The following is a 4,874-nucleotide window of genomic DNA, read 5'->3' as shown; positions in this document are numbered from 1 at the left end:
TGAGCCGGATATCGTGAAGGCCTCGTTCTGGTACGAGCGCGCGCGTGCGCTCGGCTCGTCGGAAGCGCCTCACCGTCTGCAGGCGATGATGGCGGCCCGCGCCAACTAAGGGACTCTTCCTCCTGCGCTCCGGGGCGCTCGCCGCCCCGGAGCGCCACCGCCACAAATTCGGCCCGGGCCATCTGCGATAAGGCCGCCGGGGACACGGCTGGCATCGGATCGCGGGACGGCATAGTCTTCCCGTAATCCGAGCCAGCGATCGGATGTGTCCGCCGGGGTCCGTCGCGCCATGTTTACGCATCATGCGGGGTTGAAGATCGCCGGCGCGGTCGCGCTCGCTCTCGGCTTTTTCCTGATCGCGCTCTGGTCGTTCGACCTCTTGACGCCTGCCGGATCGTTGCAGCCCGCGAGGCTGGCGGAAACGCCGGACCTGCCGCCCGCGATGCGCCGCTCTTTGATCATCGCACCGGTCGCCATCGCCATTCCGGCGCTGCGTCAGGCGATCGAGGACGCCGCTCCGCGCAACCTCTCCGGAAAGCCAGATAACCCGATTGCCAAAGTGCTGTCGAAATCCGAGGTCGCCTATTCGCTGGAGCGCGCGCCTTTCACCTTCACCGGCCGTGCCGACGGACTGATGATGGCGACCGATGTCAACGGTACGCTTCGCATCGCAGGCCAATTGCCCGACAAGCTGAACGGGCTGATCGGCGCCCTGACCGGAATCCGGAATGACGGACAACCGCGCGGCGGCAATGCGAATACAACCAAGCCGCTCGATCTGCGCACCGACCTGAAAGGACGGATTGCGGTCACGGCGCGGCCGAAGATCACCACCGGCTGGCGGCTGGAAGCCAACCTGACCGGCAAGACGGACTTGGCGGAGGCCAATCTTCAGATCGCCGGCGTCAGGTTCAACGCCGCGCGCGAGGTCAAATTTCTGGTGGACCGTGCGATGTCGGACCAGATGCTGGCGCTTGCCGCGCGGGTCCGCGAGGACACCGCGATCGAAAATGCAGCGCGGCGCGAATGGTCGAAACTGTGCCGCTCCTTCCCGCTGGACAGGACCGCCCCCGGCCTGCCGCAGCTCTATCTTGAGGCGCGCCCGATGCGCGCCTTCGCCGCGCAGCCGCGTGTCGACGCCAATGCGGTGACGGTCGCGATCGGCGTCGAGGCCGAAACCCGGATCCTCTCGCAACCGACCAAGCCGGATTGCCCGTTCCCAGCAAAGCTCGAGCTTGTGCCGCCGATGGAGCAGGGCAAGATCGCGATCGCCATGCCGATCGACCTGCCCTTTGCCGACATCAACCGGCTCATCGAAGTCCAATTTCGCGGCAAGACATTCCGCGACTCGTCGGGGTCGGGGGAAATTACCGTGCTGCGTGCGGTGGCCGCGCCCTCCGGCGATCGGCTGATGATCTCGATGCTGGTCAAGGCCACGGAACGCAAATCCTGGTTTGGCTTCGGCAGCGAAGCGACCATCCATATCGCGGGCAATCCGGTGCTCGACCAGAACCAGCAGACGCTGCGGCTCGACGACATCGCGCTCACGGCCGAGTCGGACCAGGCATTCGGACTGATCGGCGCCGCGGCGAAAGCAGCGCTGCCTGCGCTGCAAGCCGCCTTATCTCGCAACGCCACCCTCGACCTGCGGCCGGCGCTCGCCAATGCGCGCAAGAGCATCGACAAGGCGCTGGCGGATTTTCGCATTCAGGGCGACGGCATCAAGGCCGATGCGCAATTGACCGGCCTGCGTCTGGTCGGGGTCGAGTTCGACTCAAAAGTGGTGCGCGTTACCGCCGAGATCGACGGCGTGGCGCGCGTCGCGCTGAGCAAACTGCCGGCGAGATAGCCGGCTTACTTTTCCGGGGTGAAGCCGGACGCCTTCACCGCGGGCGCCCAGAACGCGGCATCGCGTTTCATGATCTCGGCGAGTTCGGCCGCCGAAGTGCCGGTCGGCACAAGGCCGAAGCCGAGCAGGCGCTCGCGCAAATCGGGCGACTTCACCGCGCTCACAACCGCCTTGTTAAGAGCGGCGATGACGTCCGGCGGCGTTTTCGCCGGGGCGTAAATGCCGTACCAGCCTGTCGCCTGAAGGTCGTAGCCGGCCTCCTTGAAGGTCGGCACATCGGGCAGAAACTGCGATCGCTGGGCGTCGGACGTTGCAAGCACACGCACGCGGCCGCCCTTGTGCATTTCCAGGAGGTCGGCGGTCGTCGTCACCACGACCGGAATCTGTCCGCCGACCACATCGGCCATCGCGGCCGCCGAGCCCTTGTAGGTGACGTGACGGAAATCAAGTCCGGCTTTCTCGCCGAACAGCGCGCCAAGAAAATGCGGCAGCGTCCCCGCGGCGGGCGTGCCGTAATTGGCCTCTTTCGGATTGGCCTTGGCCCAGTCGACCAGTTCCTTCAGCGTCTTCACCGGCGCTTTCGGTCCGACCGCAATCCCGAAATCGAAGGTGCCGAGCTGCGATATCGGCGCTAGATCGGTGAAAGGATCATAATCGAGGTTCTGATAGACCAGCGGATAGACGGCGACCGGCGCGATCGGCACCAGCAGCAAGGTCGAACCGTCGGGGGCGGCATTCTTCACCGCCTGCACGCCGATCCGTCCGCCGGCGCCGGTGCGATTCTCGACGATCACCGGGCGGTTCAGTTCGGTGCGCATCCGCTCGGCGATCAGGCGCGACAGCGCGTCCCCGGAGCCGCCCGGCGTGAACGGAAAAATGATGCGGATCGGCTGCTCGCCGAGCTGCGCCGCTGCGGGCGCCGGCAGCATCGCTGCACAGGCCGTTGCGAGCGCCGCGGACAGAAGACTTCTGCGGTGAAACATCATTTCCTCCCGGATCATTTCTGACGGATCGCACGTGACGGGGCCGATCTTGGTCGGATCGTTCTTGGCCGATCGCTTGGTGATCATTGCCCCATGCTATCGCACGACGGCTCGCAAATCATCCATCGCCGCGATAGGCGGTCCACAATTCCGCCGGCACATCGTCTTCGTCGAACACCCCGATCAGGATGCCGCGCCGTTGCGACTTGCCGCGCGCCGCCAGGATGCGCTGCTCCGAAACCGTGGTGCGCTGCGACATGCGCAACCCCCATTCCGACAAAGCCGCTGCAAGCCGCGCGCGCTCGGCGGCGTAGGCCGGATCCGCACCGAGATCGCGGAACTCGTCCGGATCGGATTGCATATCGAACAGCATCGGCCGGAAGCCGATCGCATGCACATATTTCCAGCGCGTATCGGCAGCCATGAACAGCCGCGCATCGCGCGGCGCGACGCCAAGCCGGGCCGCCGCCGGCAGCATCGAATAGTCGTATTCGCTGAACGCGAAATCGCGCCAGCCGGACGCAGTATCGCCGCGCAGCCACGGCAACAGCGAGCGGCCCTCGAGCCGATGCGACTGCCCGGCTGGATCGGCGCCAAGGCAATCGAGGAAGGTCGGCAACAGGTCGATCGATTCGACCAGCGCATCGCAGACGCTGCCGCGCGCGGCATCGGCGTCGGGCGACGGGTCGACGACGATCAGCGGAATCTTTACCGACGGTTCGTGGAACAGGTCTTTCTCGCCGAGCCAGTGATCGCCAAGATAATCGCCGTGGTCGGAGGTGAAGACAATGAGCGTGTTGTGGAGGAGCCCGCGCTCCTGCATAAAACCGAACAGATGCCCGAGCTGATCGTCGATCTGCCTGATCAGTCCCATATAAACCGGGATCACCTCGCGCCGCACCTCCTCGCGCGAAAAGTTGCGTCCGACCAGGTGATCCATGAATGCGCGATAGACCGGATGCGGATCGGCGCGCTCGCTCTCGCTCTTCACCGCCGGGATCACGTCGTCCGGACCGTACATATCGTTATACGGTGCGGGCGCGATATAGGGCCAGTGCGGTTTGATATAGGACAGATGCAGGCACCACGGCCGCTCACCGGCCTCGCGCATGAAGTCCATCGCCCGGCGCGTCATGTAGGGCGTCTCGGAATCCTCCTCGGCAACGCGCGCCGGCTTGCGCGCATGGCGCATCGCCCAGCCGGAGGCGAGCGCGTTGCCCTCGCCGTCCGCTGCATTGGCATAATCGTGCCACGGGTTGTCGCCGGCATAGCCCTTTTCGTTGAGGTAAGCGTTGTAACGCGGCCGCCGCGGATCGTAGCGGCCGTCCGGGCCGATACCATGCAGGCCGTCGTCGCGCTCATACGGATCGAAGCCGCATTCGGAAACGCGCACACCGATGATCGATTGCGGATCGATGCCGAGCCGCTCCATGCCCTCGACATCGGGCTCCATATGGGTCTTGCCGACCAGCACAGTCTGAAGGCCGAGCGGGCGCAGATAATCGCCCATGGCCATCTCGCCCACCTTGAGCGGAAACCCGTTCCAGGACGCGCCATGCGAGGACACATAGCGGCCGGTATAGAAGCTCATGCGCGAGGCGCCGCAGACCGGCGACTGCACATAGGCCCGGGTGAAGCGCACCCCGCGCGCCGCCAGCGCGTCGATGTTCCGGGTCTGCAAGGTGGGATGGCCGGCGCAGGACAGATAGTCGAAGCGCAGCTGGTCGCACATGATGAAGAGGATATTCTTGACGTGGCGGGTCACGTTTGACGACCTCTCGTTCGGTCGCTCCTCCCGCGAAGGCGAGAACCCATAATCCAGAGCCGCGGTTATGGGTCCCCGCTTTCGCGGGGACGACGCGTTTTCGTTCTGCGATCTCGTCCTTATGGGCCGGGACGCGCGGGTGGACAAGGCGCCGGTCGCGTTGACACCCGTCCGCAACGGCTTACATTAGCTCCGTTCCGAGGGGAGTCCCTAAAGGGGCTGAGATTCCGCAAGGTCTTTTTGAAAGACGCCGCGGTAACCCTTTGAACCTGATCCG

General features: G+C 65.1%; 3 protein-coding genes. 1 reads left to right on the top strand and 2 read right to left on the bottom strand.

Translation table 11 applies throughout. The features are described from left to right. Positions 1-289: 289 nt before the first annotated feature. Positions 290-1,849, top strand: a complete 1,560-nt coding sequence (locus ACK41X_RS05985) for a DUF4403 family protein (RefSeq protein ID WP_409720266.1) — start codon at positions 290-292, stop codon at positions 1,847-1,849. A 5-nt stretch (positions 1,850-1,854) separates the two neighbouring features. On the opposite strand, the gene ACK41X_RS05980 is transcribed toward ACK41X_RS05985, so the two are convergent. Beyond that, a complete protein-coding gene (locus tag ACK41X_RS05980) occupies positions 1,855-2,919 on the bottom strand; it encodes a Bug family tripartite tricarboxylate transporter substrate binding protein (RefSeq protein WP_409720264.1) in 1,065 nt (354 codons plus the stop codon). A 31-nt stretch (positions 2,920-2,950) separates the two neighbouring features. Then, positions 2,951-4,597, bottom strand: coding sequence for a sulfatase-like hydrolase/transferase (locus ACK41X_RS05975; RefSeq protein ID WP_409720262.1), 1,647 nt, complete (start codon positions 4,595-4,597; stop codon positions 2,951-2,953). Positions 4,598-4,874: the final 277 nt, after the last annotated feature.

The sequence above is a fragment of the Pseudorhodoplanes sp. genome, assembly GCF_046289595.1.
In the GTDB taxonomy this organism is placed as follows: Bacteria; Pseudomonadota; Alphaproteobacteria; order Rhizobiales; family Xanthobacteraceae; genus Pseudorhodoplanes.
The sequence above is the reverse complement of the archived record's forward strand: the minus strand, read 5'-3'. Positions and strand labels throughout refer to the sequence as shown.

Excerpts from the sequence above, each read along its gene's own strand:
- ACK41X_RS05980 (WP_409720264.1), bottom strand. The coding sequence starts at position 2,919 with ATGATCACCAAGCGATCGGCCAAGAACGATCCGACCAAGATCGGCCCC.
- ACK41X_RS05985 (WP_409720266.1), top strand. The coding sequence starts at position 290 with ATGTTTACGCATCATGCGGGGTTGAAGATCGCCGGCGCGGTCGCGCTC.